General features: G+C 70.0%; 18 protein-coding genes. 5 read left to right on the forward strand and 13 right to left on the reverse strand.

The window, feature by feature from the left end:
- Window positions 1-90 precede the first annotated feature (90 nt).
- Window positions 91-1,944: a M61 family metallopeptidase gene (locus ACIRDX_RS10985; protein ID WP_396625465.1), complete on the forward strand. Its 1,854-nt coding sequence runs from the start codon at window positions 91-93 to the stop codon at window positions 1,942-1,944.
- Between the two features lie 157 nt (window positions 1,945-2,101).
- Here ACIRDX_RS10985 and ACIRDX_RS10990 read toward each other — a convergent pair whose 3' ends face one another.
- The 3 genes from ACIRDX_RS10990 to pruA form a co-directional block, all read right to left on the reverse strand.
- Window positions 2,102-3,943: a gamma-glutamyltransferase family protein gene (locus tag ACIRDX_RS10990; RefSeq protein ID WP_396625466.1), complete on the reverse strand. Its 1,842-nt coding sequence runs from the start codon at window positions 3,941-3,943 to the stop codon at window positions 2,102-2,104.
- Between the two features lie 147 nt (window positions 3,944-4,090).
- Window positions 4,091-5,644 carry an arylsulfatase gene (locus tag ACIRDX_RS10995; protein WP_396625467.1) on the reverse strand — a complete coding sequence of 518 codons (1,554 nt, stop codon included), beginning with the start codon at window positions 5,642-5,644 and terminating at the stop codon, window positions 4,091-4,093.
- 180 nt (window positions 5,645-5,824) lie between these two features.
- Window positions 5,825-7,471 carry an L-glutamate gamma-semialdehyde dehydrogenase gene (pruA, locus tag ACIRDX_RS11000; RefSeq protein ID WP_396625468.1) on the reverse strand — a complete coding sequence of 549 codons (1,647 nt, stop codon included), beginning with the start codon at window positions 7,469-7,471 and terminating at the stop codon, window positions 5,825-5,827.
- Between the two features lie 296 nt (window positions 7,472-7,767).
- Here pruA and ACIRDX_RS11005 point away from each other — a divergent pair, with 296 nt between their 5' ends.
- Window positions 7,768-8,448: a PEP-CTERM sorting domain-containing protein gene (locus ACIRDX_RS11005; RefSeq protein ID WP_396625469.1), complete on the forward strand. Its 681-nt coding sequence runs from the start codon at window positions 7,768-7,770 to the stop codon at window positions 8,446-8,448.
- Window positions 8,449-8,586: 138 nt separating this feature from the next.
- Here the strand turns inward: ACIRDX_RS11005 and ACIRDX_RS11010 are convergent, their stop codons facing one another.
- From ACIRDX_RS11010 to ACIRDX_RS11020, 3 genes are all read right to left on the reverse strand, one after another.
- Complete coding sequence (locus ACIRDX_RS11010) at window positions 8,587-9,879, reverse strand: amidohydrolase/deacetylase family metallohydrolase (protein WP_396625470.1); 1,293 nt, start codon at window positions 9,877-9,879, stop codon at window positions 8,587-8,589.
- A gap of 108 nt (window positions 9,880-9,987) precedes the next feature.
- Window positions 9,988-12,039, reverse strand: a complete 2,052-nt coding sequence (locus ACIRDX_RS11015; RefSeq protein ID WP_396625471.1) for a PQQ-binding-like beta-propeller repeat protein — start codon at window positions 12,037-12,039, stop codon at window positions 9,988-9,990.
- A gap of 175 nt (window positions 12,040-12,214) precedes the next feature.
- Window positions 12,215-13,132, reverse strand: coding sequence for an MBL fold metallo-hydrolase (locus tag ACIRDX_RS11020; protein WP_396625472.1), 918 nt, complete (start codon window positions 13,130-13,132; stop codon window positions 12,215-12,217).
- Between the two features lie 283 nt (window positions 13,133-13,415).
- Here ACIRDX_RS11020 and clpS point away from each other — a divergent pair, with 283 nt between their 5' ends.
- Genes clpS through ACIRDX_RS11035 form a run of 3 tightly spaced genes read left to right on the forward strand, consistent with a single transcriptional unit; the run spans window position 13,416 to window position 16,755 of the window.
- The gene (gene clpS, locus ACIRDX_RS11025) at window positions 13,416-13,730 is read left to right on the forward strand and encodes an ATP-dependent Clp protease adapter ClpS (RefSeq protein WP_396625473.1); all 315 of its coding nucleotides are present in this window, start codon (window positions 13,416-13,418) and stop codon (window positions 13,728-13,730) included.
- Between the two features lie 5 nt (window positions 13,731-13,735).
- Window positions 13,736-16,165 carry an ATP-dependent Clp protease ATP-binding subunit ClpA gene (clpA, locus tag ACIRDX_RS11030; RefSeq protein WP_396625474.1) on the forward strand — a complete coding sequence of 810 codons (2,430 nt, stop codon included), beginning with the start codon at window positions 13,736-13,738 and terminating at the stop codon, window positions 16,163-16,165.
- On the forward strand, window positions 16,162-16,755 hold the full coding sequence (locus tag ACIRDX_RS11035; protein WP_396625475.1) for a nucleotide exchange factor GrpE: 594 nt from the start codon (window positions 16,162-16,164) through the stop codon (window positions 16,753-16,755). The genes clpA and ACIRDX_RS11035 overlap by 4 nt, the downstream gene beginning before the upstream one ends.
- Before the next feature lie 658 nt (window positions 16,756-17,413).
- On the opposite strand, the gene ACIRDX_RS11040 is transcribed toward ACIRDX_RS11035, so the two are convergent.
- From ACIRDX_RS11040 to ACIRDX_RS11070, 7 genes are all read right to left on the reverse strand, one after another.
- A complete protein-coding gene (locus ACIRDX_RS11040; protein ID WP_396625476.1) occupies window positions 17,414-18,385 on the reverse strand; it encodes a DUF5777 family beta-barrel protein in 972 nt (323 codons plus the stop codon).
- Between the two features lie 7 nt (window positions 18,386-18,392).
- Window positions 18,393-18,854: a hypothetical protein gene (locus tag ACIRDX_RS11045; RefSeq protein WP_396625477.1), complete on the reverse strand. Its 462-nt coding sequence runs from the start codon at window positions 18,852-18,854 to the stop codon at window positions 18,393-18,395.
- Window positions 18,851-19,222: a cupredoxin domain-containing protein gene (locus ACIRDX_RS11050; RefSeq protein ID WP_396625478.1), complete on the reverse strand. Its 372-nt coding sequence runs from the start codon at window positions 19,220-19,222 to the stop codon at window positions 18,851-18,853. Before ACIRDX_RS11050 ends, ACIRDX_RS11045 begins: the two co-directional genes overlap by 4 nt.
- Before the next feature lie 223 nt (window positions 19,223-19,445).
- On the reverse strand, window positions 19,446-20,804 hold the full coding sequence (locus ACIRDX_RS11055; protein ID WP_396625479.1) for a sigma-54-dependent transcriptional regulator: 1,359 nt from the start codon (window positions 20,802-20,804) through the stop codon (window positions 19,446-19,448).
- Complete coding sequence (locus ACIRDX_RS11060; RefSeq protein WP_396625480.1) at window positions 20,801-22,558, reverse strand: ATP-binding protein; 1,758 nt, start codon at window positions 22,556-22,558, stop codon at window positions 20,801-20,803. The genes ACIRDX_RS11055 and ACIRDX_RS11060 overlap by 4 nt, the downstream gene beginning before the upstream one ends.
- The gene (locus ACIRDX_RS11065; protein WP_396625481.1) at window positions 22,558-23,223 is read right to left on the reverse strand and encodes a carboxypeptidase regulatory-like domain-containing protein; all 666 of its coding nucleotides are present in this window, start codon (window positions 23,221-23,223) and stop codon (window positions 22,558-22,560) included. Before ACIRDX_RS11065 ends, ACIRDX_RS11060 begins: the two co-directional genes overlap by 1 nt.
- Window positions 23,214-23,993 (reverse strand): hypothetical protein (locus ACIRDX_RS11070; RefSeq protein WP_396625482.1); only part of this gene is annotated, 780 nt, incomplete at its 5' end. The genes ACIRDX_RS11065 and ACIRDX_RS11070, both read right to left, overlap by 10 nt.

Genomic DNA, 23,993 nt, shown 5'->3' on the forward strand with positions numbered 1-23,993 from the left:
CCTTTGACCTTTGACCTTTGACCTTCGGCATGAGTCATGAGGCATGAGGCATGAGCCATGACTGAGGCGCTACGCGTTACGCTATCGCCCATGTTCCTGCGCCGCGCTGCCCTCCTCGCGCTCACGCTGCTGCTGCCGGTCGGCCTGGCCGGCGCCCAGCCGGTCATCGAGTACACCGTGTCGGTCCCCTCGCCCGAGCAGCGCTGGCTGCAGGTGGACGTGCGCTTCCCGGCCCGAGCCGGCACGCCCCTCGCCGTCAGGATGGCGCGTTCGTCGCCAGGACGGTACGCCACGCACGAGTTCGGCAAGAACGTCTACCAGTTCGAGGCGCGCGGCGACGGCGGCGCGGCCCTGGCTGTGGAGCAGGTCGCGCCGGACGAATGGCGGATCACGCCGAAGGGAGCGACCGTGCAGGTGCGCTACCGGCTGTTCGGCGACCACATCGATGGGACGTACGCGGCCGTGGACGGCACGCACGCGCACCTCAACGCCCCGGCGACGTTCGCCTGGGCGCCGGCCCTCTCCGAGACACCGATTCGGGTCCGCTTCACGCAGCCGCCGGGCCGCACCTGGCGCGTCTCGACGCAGTTGTTCCCGACCGACGATCCGCTCGTCTTCACGGCGCCGAACCTGCAGTACTTCATGGACTCGCCGGTCGAGTTCAGCGCGCATGCGGTGCGCGAGTTCTCGGTGGCGCGACCGTCGGGCCCGCCGGCGACGATCCGCCTCGCGGTGCACCACCTCGGCACCGACGCCCAGCTCGATGCGTTTGCCCGCGACGTCGAGAAGGTGGTGCGTGAGCAGGCGGCCATCTTCGGAGAGCTGGCCCCCTTCGACGGCGGCACGTACACCTTCCTGATGGACTACCTGCCGTGGGCCGACGGCGACGGCATGGAGCACCGCAACAGCACGGTGTGCTCGGGCGCGGCCTCGCTGGCCGACGCCGCCTCGCGGCTGGTGGGCACGGCCTCGCACGAGTTCTTCCACTCGTGGAACGTCGAGCGCATCAGGCCGGCGTCGCTCGAGCCCTTCGACTTCACGCGGGCCAACATGTCGGGCGAGTTGTGGCTGGCCGAGGGCTTCACGAGCTACTACGGGATGCTGGCGCTCGTGCGCGCCGGGCTGGTGGCGCCCGATGCGGGCGTGTCGCAGTTCGGCATGTTCGTCAACGGCGTGCTGCACGCGCCTGGCGCGCAGTTCCGGTCGGCCGCCGACATGAGCCGCCTGGCGCCCTACGTGGACGCCGCTGCCGCGATCGATCCCACGAACTGGGAGAACACGTTCGTTTCCTATTACACGTACGGCGCGGCCCTGGGCCTCGGCCTCGACCTGACGCTGCGCGAGCGGTCCAACGGCGAGATCACCCTCGACCACTTCATGCGCCAGATGTGGAAGACGCACGGCGTGCCCGGCGGCAAGGCGCCCGGCTACGTCGCCAGGCCCTACACCATCGCCGATGCGCAGGCCGCGCTGGCCGCCGTGAGCGGCGATGCCGCGTTCGCCGCGGACTTCTTCCGCCGCCACATCACGGGCACCGAGCCGCTGCCGTACAAGCGGCTGCTCGCGGCCGCCGGGTACGAGCTGCGCACGCGCGAGACGCCCCCCACGCTCGGCCAGCTGCGCCTGCAGGCCCAGCAGGGGCGCATGGTGGTCGGCAACAACACCTTGTCGACCAGCGCCGTGTACAAGGCGGGCCTGGGCAAGGGCGACACCGTGCTCTCGCTCAACGGGACGCCGATCGCGCAGCCGGGCGACTGGGAGCGCGTGTTGTCGACGCTGACGCCAGGCACCGAGATCGAACTGGTCTTCGAATCGCGCAGCGAGAAGAAGACCGCCCGCGTCGTCGTCGAGAAGAACGATCGCCTGGAGATCGTGCCGATGACCACGCGCACGCCGCAGCAGGAGGCATTGCGTCTGGCGTGGTTGTCGTCGAGGGCGAAGTAGGCGCCCTCGACGACAACCGCGCCGGACAATGCCGCGATGCTGCGATGCCGAATGCCGGAAGGTCGAAGGGCAGCCCGCGACATTGTCGGCAGTGCAGACGCGCCAACGTGCGCCTTCGGCGCGCGGCGAGTTCGCGGCATCGCCGCATTCAGCGGACCTACCAGCCGACCGCCTGTCCGTCCTTGCGGTGGTCTGACCCGGCGCGGTAGACACCGTTGACCGGGCGGTCCGACTTCGGATCGAAGGCCGGCACGGGCAGCGCCGGATCGCGCGTGAAGAGAATGCCCTGGTAGCCGCCGACGGCACCGCCCGTCGCGCGCTGCACGGTGTGCCCCCTGCGCTGCAGGTCGGCGCCGACGCGATCGAAGAGGTGTGACTCGAGGCTCAGGACGTTGGACGCCTGGGCATGGGTGAAGCGCGCGGCGTCCGTCGTCATCTGCACGTTCATCCCCAGGTCGATCATGTTCACGATGTGCTGCGCGTGGGTCTCGGGCTGGACGGTGCCGCCCATGTTCCCGAAGGCCATCAGCGGCGCCCCGTCCTTCATGACGAAGCCGGCCATGATCGTGTGGAACGGTCGCTTGCGCGGCGCGACGACGTTGGGGCTCTTCGGGTCGAGGGAGAACGCCGCACCACGGTTGTGGAGCACGAAGCCGTAGGGCCCGACGGTCGCGCGGCTGCCGTACACGCTGAAGACGCTGTGGACGAGCGACACCATGTTCCCCCAGCGATCGGCGGCCGACAGGTAGATCGTGCCGCCGTCGACGCCCGCGCTGGTGCCGACAGCCGACGCGCGATCGAGGTCGATCCGGCCGCACAGGTCGGCGGCATGCGCCTTGGAGAGCAGGCGCGACACCGGCACTGCCGAGAAGGCGGGATCGGCGTTGTGGGCGTACAGGTCGGCGTAGGCCAGCTTCTTGGCCTCGACCATCAGGTGCCAATAGGTGGGATGCGTCGGGCCGAGTTGGGCCAGGTTCAGCCCGAGCTTCGGCACGCACACCTCGAGGATGTTCAGCATCTCGAGCGCCGCGACGCCCTGCCCCGGGGGAGGCAACTGGAACACGTCGTAGCCGTGGTAGCTGGTCGAGATCGGCTCGGTCCATTCGGACCGGTACTCGGCCAGGTCGCTCGCGCTCATGACGCCGCCGCCGGCCCTGACCTTGGCGACGATGGCCGAGGCGATCTCACCTCGGTAGAACGCGTCGCGGCCCTGCGCCTGGATCAGGCGCAGCGCCTTCGCAAGTGCCGGGTTGCGGATGATGCGATAGAGATCGGGTGCGCGCCCGTCCGGCAGGAACGTCGCGACCGAATCCGGATCGGCCTGCAGTTGCGGGACGGTACGCAGCAGGTCGACATGCCGGCGCTCGGCCTGCCCCCAGCCTTCCTCGGCGATGCGCGCGGCCCGCTCGAACGTCTGCGCGAACGTCCTGGTGCCGAACCGCGTCAGCAACGCGTCGTAGCCGGAGATGGCGCCCGGCACGGTGGCGGCGTTGACGCCGCTTCGAGGCACGGCCTTCACGCCGAGCGTGTCGGTGAAGAACTGCGGCGTCCATCCGGCCGGCGCCCAGCCCGCCGAGTTCAGCGCGTAGAGCTTGCGATCCTTCGCCACGTACACCAGCGCAAACAGATCGCCACCGATGCCCGTGTCGTTCTGTGACGTGACGTCGAGCACCGCGGCGGCCGCGACGGCGGCGTCGATCGCGTTGCCCCCCTGCCTGAGGATGTCCAGGCCCGCTTGCGCGGCGAGGGGATCGCTGGTCGCGACCATCCCGTGACGCGCGAGCACCTCCGACCGCCCCTGCTCGAGCCACCCCTGCGCCCGTGAGCCGGGCACGGCGTCGATCGTGCTCGCCGGCTGCGGCACGGTCGCGGATGGCGTGCCGAACGGATGCGGCGACTGGGCGCGCCCTGTCGCGTACCAGGATCCGATGCCCACCAGGACGAGGCAGGCGGTGAGTCGGGCGGTGGAGCCCGCCAGGAGCGGACGAACGCGTGTCATGGGCAACTCCGGCGCGGTCTCCGACCGCGCCGCTCACGGGAACAATGCCGCGATGCCGCGATGCCGAATGTCGAAAGCCTCCGCTCTACGACATTCGCGGCATCGCAGCATCGCAGCATTCAGGAAGGTCGTGGCCGTGCCGCGACCTTACTGGCCGGCCTTGATCCGTGCCAGCTTGGCCGCCAGCATCTGCACGCGGTCGGGTTGCTCGGCGGCGATGTTCTTCGTCTCGCCGAGGTCCGTCTCGAGATCGTAGAGCTGCGCCGCCGGGTCGTTGGCCAGTTCGGTGTTGGTCTGCACGTTCATGCGCGGGCCCTTGCTGGGCTCGATGTACTTCCAGCGCCCGTCGCGGATGGCGAGCGCCCCGGCGTGCTCGATCACGTGGTCGCGGCCACGGCGGTCCTCGCCGACCAGCGCCGCCAGCTGGTTGGCCGTGTCGGGGCCATCGCCCTGCGGGATGGACTGCCGCACGAGCGCGGCGAACGATCCGAGGAAGTCGACCTGCGACACCAGCGCGTTGCTCACGCCGGGCTTGACCCGCGCCGGCCACCGCAGCAGGAACGGCACGCGCGTCCCCGCCTCGAAGCGGCTGTACTTGCCGCCCCGCAGCGGCCCGGCAGGCTTGTGGGTGCCGAGCTTCTCCACCGCCTGGTCCACGTACCCATCGTCGACGACCGGGCCGTTGTCACTCGTGAGGATCACGATCGTGTTGTCGGTGAGCTTGAGTCGGTCGAGGGTGTCGAGCAGCTGGCCGATGCCCCAGTCGGCCTGCATGATGGCGTCGCCGCGCGGCCCCATGCCCGACGTCCCGACGAAGCGCTCGTGCGGCACGCGCGGCACGTGCGGCTCGTGCGTCGCGTAGAACAGGAAGAACGGCTCCTGCTGATGCGCCTCGACGTACGAGATCGCCTTGCGCAGGAACGTATCGCCCATGTCCTGGTCGCGCCACAGTGCCGCCTTGCCGCCGGTCATGTACCCGATGCGGCTCACGCCGTTGACGATGGTCTGGTCGTGCCCGTGACTCGGACGCTGCGTCGTGAGCAGGGCCGGGTTGTCCTTGCCCGTCGGCCAGTCGCCGATCTTCTTCTCGTAGTCGACCCTGATGGGGTCGGCCGGATCGAGGCCGACGACCTTGCCGTCCTCGACGAACACCGTCGGCACGCGATCGCCGGTGGCCGCCATGATGAAGCTGTAGGCGAAGCCCACCTGGTTCGGTCCCGGCGCGATGGGGGTGTTCCAGTTGGGGCCGCCCGGCCCGCCGAGCCCGAGGTGCCACTTGCCGACGACACCGGTGTGGTAGCCCGCGCGCCGCAGCATCGACGGCAGCGTCGTGCGTGCGGGGTCGATGATGAGCGACGCGTTGCCCGGCAGCACGCCCGTGCCCGACTGGCGCCAGGCGTACTTGCCCGTCAGCAGCGAGAAGCGCGATGGCGTGCACGTGGCCGACGTCGCATAGCCGCTCGTGAACCGCAGGCCGTCCTTGGCGAGCCGGTCCATGTTGGGCGTCCGGATCGTGGTGCTGCCGTTGGCGGACAGGTCGCCGTAGCCGAGGTCGTCGAGGTAGATCAGGACGATGTTGGGACGCGCGGCTTGCGTGGGCGCTTGCGCATGGGCCGCCGTGGCAGCTCCCAGGAGGGCCAGCACGCCCCCCCACACGCACAGTCGCCTGCAGAACGCTGCCACTCGTGTCCGATGTGTCATGGGTGGGCAGTGTACTGCGATGGCAATTTGAAATTGGAGATTGGAAATTCCCGGCGGCTTGGCCTTCGGCCTTCGCTCGCTCGCGGCGCCGCGAGGGGCGCCGCCGGCGCGAGCCGCGCGCCCCCGAGAATTTCACATGTCAAATTCCCGAGCCGCCCTCTCCAATTGCCACCGCGCCCGCTACTCTTCCCCCATGAAGGGATACGGATAGCTGGTCGGCGGCACGAACGTTTCCTTGATCGAACGCGGGCTGACCCAGCGGAGGAAGTTCAGCTTGCTGCCGGCCTTGTCGTTGGTGCCAGACCCACGCGCACCGCCGAACGGCTGCTGGCCCACCACCGCGCCGGTGCACTTGTCGTTGATGTAGAAGTTGCCGGCCGCGTTGCGCAGGTGCGTGTGCGCGAGGCGGATGGCCTGGCGATCGTTGGCAAAGATCGCCCCGGTCAGCGCGTACGGCGACGTCTGGTCGACGATCTGCATCGTCTCCACGTACTGATCGTCTGGGTACACGTAGGCGGCGACGACAGGTCCGAAGATCTCCTCGCACAGGATCCGGTGGCTCGGGTCGTCGACCTTCACCAGCGTCGGCGACACGAAGTAGCCCTTCTCCTTCGACGCCTCACCGCCGGCGACGATCGTCCCCGCGGCGCGCGCCTCGTCGAGGTAGCCGCCGATCTTCGTGAACGATCGCTCGTCGATCACCGCGCCCATGAAGTTGCGGAAGTCGCGCGGGTCGCCCATGCGGATGTCGGCCATCATCGCCACCATGCGGTCGCGCACGCCGGCCCACAGCGACTGCGGGATGTACACGCGGCTGCACGCCGAGCACTTCTGGCCCTGGTACTCGAACGATCCGCGGACGATCGCCACCGCCAGCGAGTCCACGTCGGCCGACGGGTGCGCCATGATGAAGTCCTTGCCGCCCGTCTCGCCGACGATGCGCGGGTAGGAGCGGTAGCGGCCCATATTGGAGCCGATGGTCTTCCACATGCTGTTGAAGACCGTCGTGCTGCCCGTGAAGTGCACGCCGCCGAGATCGCGGTGCGACAGCAGCGCGTCGGAGATCGGGATCGGGTCGCCCGGCACGAAGTTGATGACGCCCGGGGGCAGGCCAGCGGCCTCGAGCAGCTTCATCACGTAGTAGCCGCTCAGCATCGCCGTCTGCGCCGGCTTCCAGATGACGGTGTTGCCCGCCATGGCCGGCGCACCCGACAGGTTGCCGCCGATGGCCGTGAAGTTGAAGGGGCTGACGGCGTAGATGAAGCCCTCGAGCGGGCGGTAGTCGGTCTGGTTCCAGACACCCTTCTCGCTGACCGGCTGCTCGCCGTACAGATCCTGCGCGAACAGCGCGCCGAAGCGGAAGAAGTCGATCAGCTCACACGCCGCATCGATCTCGGACTGGAACGCCGTCTTGCTCTGCCCGAGCATCGTCGCGGCATTGAGGGTGTCGCGCCAGGTCGTCGACAGCAGCTCCGCGGCGCGCAGGAACACCGCCACGCGGTCTTCCCACGGCCAGCGGCTCCACTCGACGCGCGCGGCGGCCGTCGTCGCGATCGCCTCCTGCACCAGTTCGGGCGTGGCCTTGTGCCAGGTGCCGAGCACGTGCTGGTGGTCGTGCGGCATCACGATGGGCGCGGTGTCGCCTGTGCGGTACTCCTTGCCGTTGACGATGACGGGCACGTCGACGTGCTCGGTGGCCATGCTGGCCAGCCGCGTCTTCAGCGACGCGCGCTCGGGCGTGCCCGGGGCGTAGCTGCGGATGGGTTCGTTGACGGTGGGAGGCACGCGGCGGCGCGCCGAGAGGCTGGCGACGGTGGCGTCGGACATCGGCACAGTCTACCGCCGCCGGATGCGGTCCACGCCGTCAGCGAGAACCGGTCCTCCCCCCCCAACACAACAAGTCGCTCATTGAGAAGACTTCAATGGCCTCAAGAAGCAAGAAGTCTCCACGAAGTGAAACTTCTCATCCTCAGGCAGGGCAAACGATGCAGAAGAACAAGGAAATCGAGTTGGTACGGTTCTCGCTTAGGTAATCGGTACCCAGCCCCGCACGGGGTTGGATGTGGCGCCAAACGCCACTGCGCGACGACTCCCCCAGCCCGTCGCAGGAAAGCGCGAGCATCATGTCGAGAGTCGTATTCGCCCTCCTGGTCGTGCTGGTGTCCAGCACGGCGCACGCCGGCCCGTTGACGATTTCCAGCTCGGTCGGGGGTGCCCCCACCGGCGTGGCCAAGGACAACCTCAACTGGCTTCCGCTCGGCCTCACCGGCGGCAGCAACGGCACGGTCACGGTGACCTTCACGCCCGATGGTGGCGTGGTGACCGGCGCGGTCTCCGGCAAGTACGCCGCGCCCTTCGCGTCCAACGGCAACGGCGTCGCGTTCGGCGATGCCGACGGGGTCGACCAGTCGCGCTACATCTCCACGGGCAGCGCCAAGGCCGTGCAGGGCGCCAACGCGACCATGCGGTTCGCGTCGGCGCAGAAGTACTTCGGGCTGCTGTGGGGCTCGGTCGACACGTACAACTCGCTGGACTTCTACGCGGGCGACGCGCTCATCGGCACGGTGACCGGCTCGAACGTCGCCGCCGTGGCCAACGGCGACCAGGGAATGATGGGCACCTACTACGTCAACGTCGTCTCGACCGAGGCGTTCGACCGGGTGGTTGCGTCGAGCAGGGGTTACGCGTTCGAGTTCGACAACATCGCCTACAACACGGCCGACCCGGGCGTGCCCGAGCCGACCACCCTCGCGCTCGTCGGCCTCGGCCTGCTCGGCGCCGCGCGCCGGCGTTACCGCCGGTAAGCCACGGCAGTCCGGAACATCAGCGATGCTGGGGGCTGGGGGCTAGGGGCTCGGACCTTTTGCCCCTTCGCCCTTTGCCTTGCAGCATTCCCGGAATTCCCGGCATCGCAGCATTCACGGCGGACGCGCGGCGAATGACTAATGGCCGCGCGTTCGATCCCACCGAGGGTCGCCGCCCCGCGCCGTGGCGGGCAGTGTGTCCCACGGGTCGGCAATGAGGCCGTTGAGGTCGTACACGACCTTGCCATCGCGCACGGTGAGTTCGCACTGCAGCCGCTGCGTGCCCTCGAGGCGGCCGCCGACCGGATCGACGAAGCCGAACCGCCCCTGCTCCACGCGCAGCACCGCGACGTCGGCCGCGGCGCCCACCGACAGGTGGCCGAGCGTCTCCAGCTTGATCTGGCGCGCCGGGTTCCACGTCGACTGCCGGATCACCTCCACCAGCGGCTCTCCCATCGCCATGAACTTGCCCATCACGTTGAGCATGTCCTTCATCGCCGAGTTCATGCTGCTGGTGTGGATGTCGGTGGAGATCGAGTCGGGCAGGAAGCCGGCCTTCATCATCGGGATCGCCGCCGAGTACCGGAAGCTCGCGCCGCCGTGGCCGACGTCGAAGATGATGCCCTTCTTCCGGGCCTCCACCATCGCCGCGCTCGGCCCCTTCGTGGTGGCGTCCTGCTCGCCGCGCACGCCCCCGTACATGTGCGTGAAGATGTCGCCCGGCCGCAGCTGCTTCATGAACAGGTCCATCAGCGTGCGCCCGGCCTTCACGTTGCCACCGAAGTCGATCATCACGGGGATGTCGGCCTTCGTGCCCGCGATCACGGCCTGCTCGTAGGGCTTCCAGTCCGTGCCGTTGTAGTGCGCGCTCTTGATGCCGACCACGACGCCCTTGTGCTGCAGGGCCATGGCGGCCGTCGCCGCGCCGTCCATGTCGTTGGGGTCCTGCTCGATCGGCCCCGACCCCATGCCGTTGCCGACGATGTTGAGGAACGCGACCACGCGCGTCTTCGATTCGTCGATGATGCGCCGCTTGAAGTCCGGGAAGTTGCGCCAGCCCGACGTGCCCGCATCGTTCACGGTGGTCACGCAGCTGCGCAGCGTGAAGCCGTCAGGGAAGATGCTCCAGTCGCCGCCCGCGTAATCGCGCAGCTTCTCGCCCGGGTACACATGCACGTGCAGGTCGATGAGGCCGGGCGTGACGACGAGGCCCTTGGCGTCGACGGCCTTCATGGCGCGCGTCGCGGGGATGTCGGCCGTGACCGCCGCAATCCTGCCGTCCTTGATGGCGACGTCGCGCACGGCGTCGAGCCCGCTGCGCGGGTCGATCACCCGGCCGCCCTTGATCAGGAAGTCGTACTCCGGTGCCTGCTGCGCGGCCAGGGGCAGCGCCAACAGACACACCACGGTCAGGGCCAGCGTGCGTCGCATGCGCGAAGCATAGATCAGGCGCAGGGCGTCGCCTTACTACCGAGGTAGGGCGCGGTGTCCCACCGCGCCGCTGTGATCAGGAATTGCGGCGGCGTGGGACACGCCGCCCTACCTCTGTGTCGACTCGCCAAGGCTGAAGGCGTAGATGACGCCGCCGCCGGCGATCGCGACGTGCTGGTGGCCGCGTGCCAGGTAGGTCATCGGCGACCCGCGCCAGTCGGCATTGGCCGGGAACTGCCAGAGCCGGCGCCCCGTTCGCACGTCCAGCGCGGTGAACTGCCCATCGTCTTCACCCGTGAAGGCCAGGCCGGTGACCGTGGTGAGCACGCCCGCCCAGGTGTCGCCCTCGCCGACCTGCGGCAGTTCCCAGGCGATCTTCCCCGTGGCGACCTCGATCGCGCGCAGCACCTTGCCGCCGGTCTCGCCGGGTACGCGGCGTGTGCTGCCCCCATAGAAGGACTCGCCCGGTTCGAAGCCGCGCGACGACTTCTGGAAGACGCTGCAGCGCTCGAGCGCCTGCACCAGGTACAGGCCCGACGCCGGATCGAAGGCCGGCGACATCCAGTTGGTCGCGCCCTCGACCGAGGGACACACGACGGTCCCTCGCACGCTCGGCGTCATGCCGTCGATGCGCAGGGGCCGACCGGCCGCGTCCACGCCCGTCGCCCAGTTCAGGTTGCGGATGAACGGCGTCGCCCGCAGGGGCTGCCCCGACTCGCGGTCGAGCACGTAGAAGAAGCCATTGCGGTTGGCCTGCAGGAGCAGGCGTCGGGTGCGGCCGTCGAAGGGCGCATCGACGGCAATCACCGTCTGCACGGCGTCCCAGTCGTTGAGGTCGTGCGGCGTGAACTGGAAGTGCCACTTCAGTCGGCCGGTTCGCGGGTCGAGCGCGAGCACCGAGTTGGACCAGAGGTTGTCGCCCTTGCGCTCGTCGCCGTTGTAGTCCGGACACGGGTTCCCGGTCGTCCAGAGCAGCTGGTCCAGGACCGCGTCGTACGACCCGGTGAGCCAGGTCGCCGCGCAGCCGTGTTCGAGGGCCGTGCCCTGCCAGGTCTCCGAGCCCGGTTCGCCGCGAGCGGGCACGGTCCAGAATCGCCAGACCTCGCGTCCTGTGGCGATGTCGAAGGCCGCCACGAACCCACGGACCCCCTCGTCGCCCCCGGACACGCCGGTCACCACGAGGTCGCCCACCACCAGGGGCGCGGATGTCGCGCCGTAGTGGGCCCGGTAGTCCGCCAGGCGGGTCTCCCAGAGCGCCTGTCCATTGGCGCGGTGCCGGGCCACGAGTCGCGCATCGTCGGTGACCGCGAACAGGCGGTCGCCGGCGATCGCCACGCCGCGGTTGACCCCGGCGCCGGCGTCGCCGATCACGCCCGGGGTGCGCGGCTCTCGCGCATGCCAGATCTGCCGGCCCGTCGCCGCGTCGAGCGCGAATACCTCGTTCGGGGCCGTCACGTACATCACGCCACCGACGACCAGCGGCGTGGTGCGGAGGTTGCGCGCGCCGGGGACGGCGAACGTCCAGGTCGGCCGCAGCGTCGGCACGTTGGCCGGTGTGATGCGGGTGAGTGGCGAATGGCGGTTGCCCGAGACGTCGCCGTTGTAGGTGGCCCAGTCACCAGGGCCGGGCGGCGGCGTGGTGGATCTGGGCGTGAGGACCGGCATCTCGGCACGGCCGAGCGGCTCGGACCGTGCGACGTCGGCACGGGCGATCGGCAGCAGGTCGCCGGCTGGCGTCAACAGGGTGAGGTCGGCGGCACCTTCGGACAGGACCAGGCCCTCGGCGGTACGTCCGTTGCCGACCGCGAGCCGCGTCCGAGGCCAGGTGGGCGGCACTCGTGCCGCGAGCGCCAGGCTTCGCACGTGGGCGGCAACCGCGCGTATGTCGTCGGCAGGTAGCGGCACGGCCGGCATGCCGCCACCGGGGACTCCGTCTCGCACGACGCGCGCGATTTCGTCGACCGACCGCCGGGAGGCCCCCGGCGTCCCGACGAGATCAGGGCCGCGCTCGCCGCCGCGGCCGTCAGCGCCATGGCACGGCGCGCACCGCTCGGCAAAGGTGGCGGCACCCGGCGGCGATGCGGACTGGGCGAGTACGGAGACCGGTGCCAGGCTCGCGGCGAGCAGGCCGGCGAGGGCCAGGCGCCCCACGTGTGGCATGGCCGAAGCATAGTGCAGGGGGTGTCCTGCGCGTCGACCTGAAGGTCGACGCCCACGAACAGATTTCGCCCCGGGGAACAGCGGTCGGCGCCCACGAGCAGATGTGGACGCGCCGAGCCTGGATTCTCGGTTCGTGGCGGTCGACCTTCAGGTCGACCGGGACCTTCGCCGGACCCTACGCGAGGCCCTTGCGGATCGCGCGGGCCAGGCCGCCCCAGCACATCGGGAACGGCACGCCGAGCTCGAGGCGGCGCAGCTCGGCGTCGTTCAACTGCTGGCGGAACACGCGCCGCAGTTCCTCCACGAACCGGGCCTCGCGCTCGCTGTCGTCGAGCGTCTGGTCGCCGGCAAGGCCACGAGCCAGTCCGCGCATCACCTCCAGGCGATCGAGCAGCTCGGCCATGTGGGCCACCACGGCCGTCACGGGCCCGAAGTGGGTGAGGAACAGGCCGGAGGGCTGCCAGTCCAGGATGCGGGCCACGCTGCGATGCCACGTCGGCACGTCGATGTCGGGCGGCGGCGTCGGGGGCATCACCGACTGCATGTGGGTCGTCCGGCACCCGGCGGTGTCGCCCACGAAGGCGATGCCCGAGCTGCGGTGCAGGTAGCTCACGTGATGCTGGGCGTGCCCCGGGGTGTAGGCGACCTCGATGGCGTGCCCGCAGACGGTCAGCGACTCGCCGCCGCGCAGCACCTGCAGGTTGGCCTCGGGGACGGCGGCGAACTCCCCCCACAGCACATCCATCTGGTCGCCGTAGATCTGGGTGGCGCTGGTGATGAGCTTGTCGGGCGCCGACATGTGCGGGGCGCCTCGTTCGTGCACATACACACGACAGCGGGGCGCCCGCCTGACGATGGTGCCCGCCGCGCCGGCGTGGTCGAGGTGGATGTGCGTGAGCAGGATTGCCTCCACGTCCTCGAGGCTCAGGCCGCCGGACGCCAGGTCGGCCTCCAGCGCCGCCAGGTCGGTGGTCGGCCCGGGGTCGACCAGGGCCAGCCCCGAGGGTCCCTCCAGGACGGCCGTCGCGATGACGCCGGGCGTGCCACGGAACTGGCCGTCGGCGTAGCGGAGCTGGTGAGCAAGAACCTGCATTGCTGAATTATGGCAATGCTGCGATGCAGCGATGCCGGGAATGTCGACGGTTGTCGGCCTCCAGAACGTCGGACACACTCGACATTCCGCGGCAAGGGCGGCTGTGGGCACCCTCCGGAAGGCCGATGGCTCTCGACATTCCCGGCATTCCCGGCATCGCGGAATTACCTCCGGCCCGCCCGTTCGTCCGGCGGGCCGCGGCCAGCGTCCGTATACTGATGGTGGAGATCAGCGAGCCGCGATCCGGACCCCTGGGAGCACCCGTGGGCCGGTCAGCACGTCGATGACCGACACACGACAGAAATCGGGCGACCTCGTCCTCGAACGTACCGAGAAGCAGACCAAGGAGCCCGCGCGCTTCAAGGTCCTGCTGATCAACGACGACTACACCACGATGGACTTCGTCGTCGAAGTCCTCGAGACCGTGTTCCACAAGACCCCTGCCGAGGCGTTCCGCATCATGATGCAGGTGCACACGCAGGGGAAGGGCCTGTGCGGCGTGTACACCTTCGAGGTGGCCGAAACCAAGGTGGAGGCGGTGCACGAACTCGCCCGCCAGAACGGGTATCCGCTGCGGGCGGCCCTGGAAGAGGAGTAAGTCCCATGTTCAGCGCATCCGTCGAGCTGCTGCTAGGCGTCGCCTATCGCGAGGCGACCTCGCGTCGCCATACGCACCTCACGCTCGAACATCTCCTCTACGTCCTGGCGCACGACACCGAGGCCGAACGCATCCTCGCCGCCTGCGGCGCCGACCTCCCGCGCCTGCGGTCCGAACTCGACAAGTTCCTGCAGCAGAACATCGAGCAGTTCCCGCGCGGCGCCCAGAAGGAGCCCGAGCAGACGCTGGCGTTCCGCCGTGCCCTGCAGACCGCCGTGCTCCACGTGCAGAGCGCCGGCAAGAGCGAGGTGCAGGCGGGCGACCTGCTGGCCGCCCTGCTCCAGCAGAACCGCTCGTACGCCGCCCAGCTGCTCGAGGGCCAGGGCGTGACGCGCCTCGACGTACTGAACTACATCAGCCACGGCATCTCGAAGGTGCCGGCGCCCGACGAACCCGCCGGCGACGAGCGGCCGGCCGCAGCCGGGCAGGGCGACGAGGGCTCGTCCACCTCGCGCACGCCGCTCGACGCCTATGCCGTCAGCCTGACGGTCAAGGCCAAGGCGGGCGCGCTCGATCCGCTCGTGGGCCGCACGGCCGAGGTGCAGCGCACGATGGAGATCCTCTGCCGTCGCCGCAAGAACAACCCGATGTTCGTCGGGGAGCCGGGCGTCGGCAAGACCGCGCTTGCCGAGGGCCTCGCGCAGCGCCTGCTGCAGGACGACGTGCCGTCGGTGCTGAAGGACGCGGAGGTGTTCTCCCTCGACGCCACCGCGCTGCTCGCGGGCACGCGCTTCCGCGGCGACTTCGAGGAGCGCTTCAAGGCCGTCGTCAACGCGCTGGCCAAGCGCCCCAAGCCGATCCTGTTCATCGACGAGATGCACAGCACGGTCGGCGCCGGCGCCACGACCGGCGGCACGATGGACCTCGCCACGCTGATCAAGCCCGTGCTGAGCGCCGGGGACATCCGCGTGATCGGTGCGACGACCTTCGAGGAGTTCAAGCAGGTCGAGAAGGACCGCGCGCTGGCGCGCCGGCTCCAGAAGGTCGTCATCGAGGAACCGTCGGTCGAGGAGACCGTCACGATCCTGAAGGGCCTGCGCAGCCGCTACGAGGACCATCACCACGTGCGGTACACCGACCCGGCGATCGAGACCGCCGCGAAGCTGGCCGGGCGGCACCTGCGCGACTATCGCCTGCCCGACAGCGCCATCGACGTCCTCGACGAGGCCGGGGCGATGCTGCGACTGTCCACCTCGGCGACGTCGGTCAGGGCCGGTGCGAACGCGGCCGAGGGCGTCACGGCCGAAGCCCGGGTGCCCGCCTCCGCAGAGGCCACGCCTGGCAAGGACTCGACAGGTCAGCCCGTGACGGGCGAGCCGCCGGCCGAGAACACGCCCCGCCAGATCGTCGACGTACCGGAGATCGAGCGCGTCATCGCGCGCATGGCCCGCATCCCCGACAAGCAGGCGCAGGCCTCCGACAAGGAACGGCTGCGCACGCTCGAGGAGCAGTTGATGCGCGTGGTCTTCGGCCAGGACGACGCGGTCAAGGCCGTGGCGCGGGCGATCAAGCGCGCACGGGCCGGCCTCGGGCAGCCCGACAAGCCGGCCGGGTGCTTCCTGTTCACCGGCCCGACAGGCGTGGGCAAGACGGAACTGGCCAAGCAGTTGGCCATCCACCTCGGCAACCAGTTCGTGCGCTTCGACATGTCGGAGTACATGGAGAAGCACGCCGTGGCACGGCTCATCGGCGCGCCCCCGGGCTACGTCGGCTTCGAGCAGGGCGGGCTGCTGGTCGACGCCATCCGCAAGGATCCGTACGCCGTCCTGCTGCTCGACGAGATCGAGAAGGCGCACCCGGACATCTACAACATCCTGCTGCAGGTGATGGACCACGCCACGCTCACCGACAACACGGGGCGCAAGGCGGACTTCCGGCAGGTGATCCTGATCATGACGTCCAACGCGGGGTCGCGCGAGATGAGCCAGACGCTGGTGGGCTTCAGCGGCATGCCGTCGGGCAAGGGCGCCGCCGGGCGCGCCAAGCAGGCGCTCGAGCGCATCTTCAGCCCGGAGTTCCGCAACCGCCTCGACGCCACCGTCACGTTCGGCTCGCTGTCGCCCAGCGTGGTCGAGACGATCGTCGAGAAGTTCGTGCTGCAGCTCGAGGCGCAGCTGGCCGAGCGCCGCGTCGCGATCACGCTCGAACCCGAGGCCCGCACGTGGCTGGCCGAGAAGGGCTACGACGCGGTCTACGGGGCGCGGCCGCTCGCCCGCATCATCCAGGCCGAGGTCCGCGACCCGCTCACCGACGAGATCCTGTTCGGGCGCCTCGAGCACGGCGGCAGCGTGACCATCGGGCTGAAGGACGGCGCGCTCACGTTCGACATCGTCAGCACGCCGGCGCCGGCAGCGAAAGACACGGTGGATGCATGAGTGACCCGCAGGAGCCCGTGAAGGTCGTCGATCGTCGCTGGTGGGCGCGCGCCGTCGCCGAGGATGCGCCGGCGTCCGCTGCAGCAGAGGAGCCGGTCCTCTTCGAGAAGCCGTCGTACGTGCAGGAGCTCGAGCAGCAGCTCGCGGAGAAGAACGAGCAGCTGCAGGAGTACATCAACGCCGTGCACGAGGCGCAGCGCGAGTTCGAGGCGATGCGCCTGCGCGTGCGCAAGGACGCGGCGCGCGACGCCGAGCTCTCGCGCCGCTCGGTGTTCGCCGACCTGCTCGAGGTGGTGGACAACCTCGATCGCGCTCTGGCAGCCGCCCACGCGGGCGGCAGCGCCGACGCGCTGTTCTCCGGCGTCGAGCTCGTGCGGCAGCAGTTCCTGCACAAGCTCGCGGGATACGGCATCAGCCGGATCGAGCCGCTCGGCGAGCCGTTCGATCCGGAGTGCCACGAGGCCATCACCGTGGTACCGGTCACCGAGCAATTCGGCGAGGGCGTGGTGGCAGGAGTCGCGGCTCCCGGCTACCTGATCGGCGACGACGTGCTGCGCCCCGCCGCTGTCGCCGTCGCCTCGGACTCCTAGCCCCCCGGACACGCGGCCTGCAGGCGACAGCCCGGATCGCGCCGGTCGCCACGCCCGTGGATGTACGAAGTGGTGGATCTGGTGGATGGCCTGGCGTCGGCCGTCGGATCCGATGCCCCCCGGGGGTGAGGGACACGTGGGCGGGAAAGGCCTCGGGGTATGCCCCCGATGGCCTCACCCGCTTGAAGCAAGGAGGTCGACGGTCTGGCCTGGCTGCCGGCTGCCCAACCCACCGCCAAGATCGCCAGACCGTCGGCCCCTTGAACCGATACTCTCTATAGCAAGCGTCGTGCCGATTCGCGGCGACCGGGAACACGCACGATCCGGATGTCGCGGGACTTCCGGGCTTACCGCTCGCGTAAACGGCTTTCGGCGCACGTAAGCCGCACGACTTTGGTCAGCAGGGAGGGCTACAGGCCACAGGCTACAGGCCACAGGCTGCCTGTCGCCTGTCGGCTTCGCCTTCGTCTGGGCGGTAGGGCCGGCTCTCCGAGCCCGGCCCGTCGAGATGCCACCACGACGCAGCGCGGGAGAGCCGACGGATGCGGGGACATCCGTGACTCTCCCGGCTGCTGAAGGAACCGACGCAGACGACCGGCGGTGCCAGGCGCCCACCCGACCGACCGTCAGGTCCGCGTCGATTCCGACCTCGTGCACCTCACCAGAACTTGCGCGAGATGTTGAACCCGATGAACCAGTCGTCCGGCGTGCCGCCGCGCGCGATCTGGCCCATCGTCGTCTGGAGCCCGTTCGAGAAGTTCAGCTGGAAGGCGTGGTTGCCCGCCCGCATCTCGAGGCCGATGGCGCCGTGGGTGCGCCCCGCGTCGTAGCCGCTCACCCGTGGCGCGGCTTCCACCACCAGGTACGACCGCCGCGTCATGCGGATGCGGCCGCCGATGCCGATGAGGAACGAGTCGTTGTCGTCGACCAGTTCGCTCGGCAGCGTGTTGGTGTTGTTGACCCACGTTGGCTCGACATAGATGGCGCCGCGCTTGCCGATCTCGCGCGACACGACCAGGCCGATGCCCGGCGAGTAGCTGTCCTGGAAGTTGTTCGTGCCGTCGGCCGTGAGGTTGAGCGCAAGGCCGACGCCGAACTTCTCCTGCGGCGCGATCTGCTGCTGGGCGAAGAACTGGATCGTGCGATCGCTCGTGCGCAGCACGCCGATCTGGGTGCCCTTCAGCAGCCCGTAGCGCACCTCGAGACCGATGAGGCCGCCGGCGTCGAGACCGAACAGGTCCGCCGCGAGGTCACCGAAGTTGCCGTCGTCCAGCGGCCGGCCGAAGCGGTGCGTGACGCGGAACGCGAACTTGCCGCGCGGCATGCGCAGCGTGGTCGGCAGGTTCACGAGGTTGTAGTCGGGCTGCGCCTGGTTGACGTCGAGATCCGGATCGTCCTCGTCGTCCTGCACCGCGGCAGCAGCGTCGGCAGGCTTGGGGTCCTCGGCGGTGGCCGGCGCGGCAGGAGCCGCGGGGGCCTCACCGGCCTTCGGCGTGTCTGCCGTCGGCTTGGGTGCCTCCGCCGTGGTCTTCGGCGTGGAGGCGGGCTCGGTGCGCGCGTCCTGTGCGGCCGCGGGCAGGGCCCCGATCGCGACCAACGTGAGCGCAGTGGCAAGGAAAGTCGTCTTCATGTGCGCCTCAGTTGTTCTGCGCGCCCTGGTTGATCCAGCGGCGGATGATGAGCATCTGGCCCTCGGTGACGAACGGGCCGGCGTTGCGGGGCATGCGCTGGCCGATGATCCCGGGCGTGCCATCGAGCTTCTGCACGAGGTAGCTGTTCTCGGCGTCGCCGGGAATCACGCGGATCGCGCCAGGCTTCTGCGGCGCGGGCATGTTCACCAACTGCGCGTAGCCGACTTCCGGCCGCAGGTTGAGGCCGGCGGCGGGCGTGCGGCCCTGGTCGGTGTGGCACTGCGTGCAGGCCGTGCGACCGGAACTGTCGGTGCTCGCGAAGATGTTCTGCGAGATGCTCGAGTACGTCGGCGTCAGGCCGGGCGACGGCCCCGCGATATCAGTCAGCTTCTCGTCGCACCCGCTCGCGAACGCGAGGAGGCCGACGCACGCCGCAAGTGCCAGGGATCGGAGAGTCCGGACCTTCACTGTGCCACCGCCTTCACGACGAGCGTGCCCGTCATGTCGTCATGCCCCTTGCCGCATTCCTCGGTGCACAGCACCGGGAACGTGCCAGCCTCGCTGGCCACGAACTCCACATCCACCGTCTCGCCCTTCGGGACTTCGGCGTTCACCTTGAACCTCCTGATGCCGATGCCGTGCAGGCGATCGACCGATGTCACGCGCAGCACCACCCGCTCGCCCTGCGCCACCTGGATGGTGGAGGGCTCGAAGTCGTACTTCTTCGCCTTGACCTCGATCACGCGCGGCGCTTGCTGCGCCGCGAGCGAGACCACGAGGCCAAGTGCCAGGAACGGCATGGCCAGCGCGCTGCGGCGCCACTCACTCTGGGACACGGGTCTTCCCTCCATGCCCTGACAAAGGCAAGGCCCGTGCCGCACCATCGAGGCGCGTTTCCATCGATTCTTCGGGGGTGCCACGCGCGCCCGGACACGGACGGCGTAAGCGCTTACGAATTACGTAAACACTCGGAGATGCGGGCTGGGGGCTGGGGGCTGGGGGCTGGAACGTCATGCGCCATGCGTCATGAGGCATGAGGCATGAGGCATGAGGCATGACTCAATCGATCCCGTGCTTCCCCAGGTAATGCGACAGGGCGCGCTGGCTGATGCCCAGCGCCTCGGCGGCATCCTTCTTCACGCCGCCCGAGGCCCGCAGCGCCGACAGGATCGACTCGCGTTCGGCCCACGAGACGTTCTCGTGCAGCCGTCCCGAGGGCAGGCCGGTGCCGGCACCCTGGGCCCCCGGCATCAGCAGGACCAGGTCGGGCGTGATCGTCGGCCCCGTGGCCAGCACCACCGCGCGTTCGATCGTGTTCTCCAGTTCCCGCACGTTGCCCGGCCAGCCGTAGTTGGCGAGCGCGTCCAGCGCGGCGTCGTCCATGCGCAGGTCCGGCTTGCCGAGCGAGGTGGCGATGCGGCGCGTGAAATGCTCCACGAGCAACGGGATGTCCTCGCGCCGTTCTCGCAGCGGCGGGATCCGGATGGGAATCACGTTGAGGCGGTAGTACAGGTCGTTCTGGAACCTGCCCTCCGCCGCCATGACCTGCAGGTCGCGGTTGGTCGCTGCGATGACGCGCACATCCACCTTCTGCGTGCGCTCGGCGCCCAACGGCTCGAACTCCTTCTCCTGCAGCACGCGCAGCAGCTTGGCCTGCACGCTCGGGCTCACGGTGGAGATCTCGTCGAGGAAGATCGACCCGCCGTCGGCCAGCGCGAACCGGCCCTTGCGCGCGTTGACCGCGCCGGTGAACGCGCCACGGACGTGGCCGAACAGCTCCGATTCCAGCAGGGATTCCGGCAGCGCGGCACAGTTGACGCGGATCAGCGGCTGCGCCCGCTCCGCACTGCGATCGTGGATGGCCCGGGCCACCAGTTCCTTGCCGGTGCCGGTCTCACCGGTGATGAGGACCGTGCTGCGGCTCTTCGCCACGAGTTCGACGCGCGCGATCACGTCCTGCACCGCCCGACTCCGCCCGACGATGCCGTACTGCCCGAACTGGGCGCTCTGCTCGGCCAGCAGGTACCGGAGTCCGCTGCGGGCCTGCTGTTCTTCCACGGCCCGGCGGACGCCCACCATCAGTTCGTCGATGTCGAACGGCTTCTGGAGGTAGTCGCGCACGCCGAGCTTCATCGCCTCGACGGCATGCTTCACCGTGCCATGGGCCGTCATCATCAACACGGCCGGCCGCTCGGCCTCGGGCATGGCCTGGAGCCCCCGCACCACGTCGAGCCCCGTCATGACGGGCATCAGGTAGTCGATCACCAGCACGTCGAACTGCCGGGCCGAGAGCAGCCGCAGCGCCTCCTGTGGCGACGCCGTGGTCGTCACCTCGTGCTCGTCCTCGCGCAGCGCACGCCCGAGCGTCTTGAGAATCTTCTCCTCGTCGTCGACGAGGAGAACGGTCCCGTGCGTCATGACCCGGTCGCCTCCTGGGGGATCGTGAGGCGCACGGTGGTGCCCTCGCCCGGGCGGCTCTCCAGCGTGATGGTGCCGCCGAGGCCCTCCACGATGTTGCGCGCGATGGCCAGTCCCAGGCCGGTGCCGGTCCGGCGCGTGGTGAAGTAGGGCTCGAAGACCTGCCCCACGAGCGCGGGGTCGATGCCGACGCCGGTGTCCGTCACTTCGATCACGAATGCCGCGCTTGCACGGTGCGTGCCGACGGTCACCACCGCCTCGCCGGGTGCGCGCCCGGCGGACCGCACGGCCTCCCGGGCGTTGGAGACGAGGTTCACCAGCACGGCACGCAGGCGATGGGCATCGGTCCGCACCTTGTCGGCGGCCTCCTCCAGCAACAACGTGACCGGCGGCTCCGGCTCGGCGGCCATGCAGGCGGCGACGGCTTCCCGGCAGATCGCATGAAGGGAGGCCGGCGACACCTCGAGCTGGACCGGGCGCGCGAAGTCGAGCACGTCGTTGACGACGCGGTCGAGGCGCTGCACCTGCTCCTCGATGTCGGCGGCGGCGTCGGCAACGGCGGGATCCTCCTGTCGCCGGAGTCCCCGCAACGCCCCGCGCACGATCATCAGGGGGTTGCGGATCTCGTGCGCGATGACGGTGGACAGTCGGCCGAGGGCCGTCAGGCGATCGCGCTCCGCCGCCTGCTGCTGGAACCTGCCGAGTGCGGCGGTCATCGTCTCGAACGAGCCGGTCAGCAGGCGGACGTCCTCGTCGTCCCAGGCATGCCCCCGACCCGGGGCACGCAGGGGCGCCAGCGTGCCGGTGCGGGCCATCTCGCGCATCGAGGCCGTGAGGGCCGACAGGGGCCGGGTGATGGTGCGTGCCACGGCGAAGCTGGCCGCGCTGGCCACCAGCGCCGTGAGGAGCGCGATGAGCGCGAGCGCGGCGCGCACGCTCTGGAGGGTGGCCTCGGCTTCGGCGGTGGAGTGCAGCACCAGCAGGCGCGCATCGGCGCGGCCCGCGCTCGCCTCCCCCGGGAGCGGACGCAGCGGCACGGCGTGCCAGCCGTAGTTGACCCCGCCGATGGGCAGCGTGCCCTGCGTGCTCTGCGACAGCGCCCGCGTGAGCGCCGGCACGGTCGCTGCGCCGAGCGAGGCCGCCAGCACCTCGTTGCCGACCGCGAACGCGATCTCGCTGCCCGTCGAGGCGCGCAGCGCCCTGGCCTGCGCTTCGTCCAGGAGCATGCCGACCGACAACAGGCCGAGTTGCTCCACGGACTCGACGCCGATCGAGATGGGCACGGTGACCAACTGGAGGATGCCGCGCGGGTGCCGTTCCGTGAGGAACCGGGGCTGGCCCGGTGGCTGGCCCGCAGGAAGCGCCAGGCTCCGCGCGGACACCGCGCCGCGCGTATCGCCCGCGGAGAACAGGGCGCGACCGGCCTCGTCGCTCACGATCAACGCATCGGCGCCCACGTCCTCGCGGTAGCTGGCGACGATTGGGGCGATGGTGGCGGCATCGCCGGTGGCGAGCGCGGCCTTCAGCTTGGGCAGGTCGGCCACCAGCCGCGACAACCGCGTCGACGTGTCGAGGAGCGCCTGCCGCTGCCGCTCGACGAGCGCCACGGTCTCGGCCTGTCGCGCCGCGGTGGTCCGGTCGTGCTCGCGTGTGAGGCGCGCGCTCACGAAGAGCATGGCGGCGCCGATCGACGCAATCGAGAGCGCCACGCACACGACGAAGAGGCGGTTGGTGAGCGACCCGAGCGTGCGCATCACGGGGCCTGCAGGTCCACCACGGCCGCCTCGCCGCCTCGGACGACGACCTGGCGGCTCACGAGGACATTGCCCTCGTACCACCCGGCGACGGTGTAGGTGCCCGGAGGCACCGGGGGGAGCTGGTACGAGCCGTCGGGTTGGGTGACGTCGAAGTACCGGTGCGCGAACACCACGATGAAGGCGTTCATGTGCGAGTGGATGTCGCAGAACACCCGCACGACTCCCGGCCTGTCGAACCGGACCGCCTTCGACCGCCCGGCCGCGTACCGGCCGAGGTCGAAGCGGCGCGTCACCGACAGCGAGAACACGTTGTGGTACACCCGGTCGCTGTTGGGGAAGTCCACGATCGTCCCCGTGCGGATGGCCAGCACGTGGGGCACGAAGGTCTCCTCGCGCTGGTCCATCACCCGACGCACGGGCACGCCATCGTCGAAGGCGGCGCTCGGCGCGACCTCGAGATAGACGACCCCCACGCGCGGCTGCCCGGTCCGGTGACGGGAGTGGGGATCGATGAGGGCCGGGCGACGGGCGTCGCCTTTCGGGGGCGGGAGCGTGAACCGCCCGCGAATCGCCCCGGTGGACTGGGCCCCGACGGGCGCCCCGATCGCGAGCCACCCGGCGACCACGAGCAGTGCGCCCGCCGCCAGCCTCGTCAGAACCACGTCACCACCTGCACGGCGCCGAGGTCGCTGGCCCTGACACGCCCGCCGTCGCGGCGGTTGCGCTGCCACACGCCCTTGAGCAGCACATGCCGCCACACGGTCCAGCCCGCGCCCAGCTCGAAGCGGCGCACCGGTGCGTCCCAGGTGACCACGGCGCCCGGCGTCGTCGTGATGCGGGAGAACCCCAGGTGCTCGGCGCGGCCGGCAACGTAGAGGCCGGGGCGGAGGCGATAGCGCCCCTCCACGTACGCGGCCCGGGCGTCGAGGTCGCGTCGGGGCTCGGTGCCGAACGCCGGCTGATCCCACCGGTTCCAGATCACCTCGGCGCGCAGGATCCAGCGGTCGCGCGAGATCTCGGTGTCCACACCGTACGCCTGCTGGTGATGACTGCGCAGCGACGTGCCGGGCAGGTCCGGCGTGAGCGAACGGGCCAGGTACGGGCCGCGGGCCACCGAGCCGCCCACGGTCACCACCGGGTGGGGCGTGTAGACGACACGCGCCGCGCCCTGCGCCCCGCCGTTGTCGTCCGCCAGGCGAGGGTCGCCGAGCGTGCCCTGTGTCACCGCCGCGTAGGTCGTGATGGGTCCGCGCTGCCAGCGGACCTGCGCACCGGTATCCCAGCGGAGCGCGTTGGCGATGGGCAGCCCGGCCTCGGGCGTGGTGTCGCCCACCGTGTAGGTGACCCGCCACCCGCGGCCCCGCATGCGCGCCAGTTCGTCGGTCGTCGCGGGAACGGCGTCGGCGCGTGCCGAGGTGAGGTACTGGTAGCC

Origin of the sequence: Luteitalea sp. (assembly GCF_044337415.1) — a bacterium.
In the GTDB taxonomy this organism is placed as follows: Bacteria; Acidobacteriota; Vicinamibacteria; order Vicinamibacterales; family Vicinamibacteraceae; genus Luteitalea.